Annotated in this window: 1 protein-coding gene; it reads left to right on the plus strand. The window is 42.2% G+C overall.

The genetic code is table 11. The annotated features are described in order from the left end of the window. On the plus strand, window positions 1–1,694 hold a 1,694-nt coding region (locus tag QUB61_RS39330), incomplete at both ends, for an ATP-binding protein (RefSeq protein ID WP_445300345.1).

Consider the following 1,694-nt stretch of genomic DNA (forward strand, 5'->3'; position numbering starts at 1 on the left):
ATCGTTCAATCTCATCTCGTTATTACTACTTACAAGTTTTTGCACGATCGCGTGCAACAAGCAGCTTATGCTTTGATCGAGCAAAATTCTAAAAAAACAGTTCACTTGCAAATTGGTCGCTTGCTGTGGCAAAATACCTCGCCAGAGAAACGAGGGGAAGAGATATTTGCGCTCGTCGATCATTTGAATCTAGGAATTGAACTGGTTAGCGACGAATCCGAACGCACTGAAATTGCAAAACTTAATTTAACCGCAGGTCAAAAAGCCAAAGCAGCAACGGCTTATGAGTCGGCGGTTAAATATTTACAAGCAGGTTTAGGACTGTTAGCAGAAGATAGCTGGCATTCTCAGTACGAACTAACATTAGCGCTGCATGAGGAAGCAGCAGAGGCAGCTTTTTTGAGAGGTGATTTTGACCGAATGCAGAGATTCGTTGAGATAGTACAAAACTCCGCCAAAACGCTGCTAGATCAAGTGAAAGTCTATGAAATCCAGATGCAAGCTTACATAGGTCAGAACAGGCTGCTAGAAGCGGTTGATACAGCGCTACAAGTTTTAAAGCTGTTCGGGGTGGAGTTTCCCCAAGAGCCGAACCCGTCAGATATTGAGCAGGCATTCGAGGAAACTGCGGCAATTTTGAGTGGAAGGCGAATTGAGGATTTAGTTGACCTGCCTCAAATGACCGATTCATATAAACTAGCAGCTATTCGACTTCTGTCAAGTACCTTTTCTCCTGCATACATTGCTGCTCCTGCGCTGTTGCCCTTGACATTGTGCAAACAGGTAAATTTATCTGTCCAATATGGTAATGCTTCCGTGTCTCCCTTTGCTTATGCCAATTATGGTCTTCTGCTTTGCGGAGTTGTGGGAGATATTGATTCAGGCTATCAGTTTGGTCAATTGGCTTTAAATCTATTGTCAAAGTTAAATGCTCCAGAAATCAAAGCCAAGACAGTCGTCATAGTGAATGTATTTATCCGAGCTTGGAAAGAGCATCTGAGAGAAATCTTACAGCCTTTGGTGTCAGCTTACTCAACCGCACTGGAGACGGGAGATTTAGAATTTGCAGGCTATGGCCTAATGCTATACTCCTATTGTGCTTACTTTACTGGCAAAGAACTGACTGTCCTTGAAAGAGAGATGGCAACTTACAGAGATGCTGTTCATAAAATTAAGCAAAAAACAGCGCTTAATTATATAGAAATCTTTTGGCAGGCCACCTTAAATCTGCTCGGAAAAAGTGAAAATCCATCCGTTCTAAAGGGTGAAGCTTGCGATGAGGAGATCAAGTTGCTATTGCACCAGCAAGCAAACGACAAAGCGGGAGTTGCCTACATATATTGGAATAAATTTTTACTGAGTTACTGGTTTGAAAATTACTCAGAAGCCATTGAGAATATTGCCATAGCAGAGAAATATTTAGACGCATTGGTAGGATTGCCCCCTGTTCCTATTTTCCATTTTTACGATTCTTTAGTAGGGCTAGCGGTGTATCTTGATACTAAAGAGCACGAGCAACAGAATATTCTCGACAAAGTACAAGCTAATCAAGAAAAAATGCAGAAATGGGCGCATCATGCCCCCATGAATCATCTGCACAAATTCTATCTAGTGGAAGCAGAAAGACATCGAGTTTTGGGTCAAAAACTAGAAGCGATCGAGATGTACGACAAGGCTATTGCCCTTGCCAAAGA

It is taken from the genome of Microcoleus sp. C2D2 (assembly GCF_036702495.1).
In the GTDB taxonomy this organism is placed as follows: domain Bacteria; phylum Cyanobacteriota; class Cyanobacteriia; order Cyanobacteriales; family Microcoleaceae; genus Microcoleus.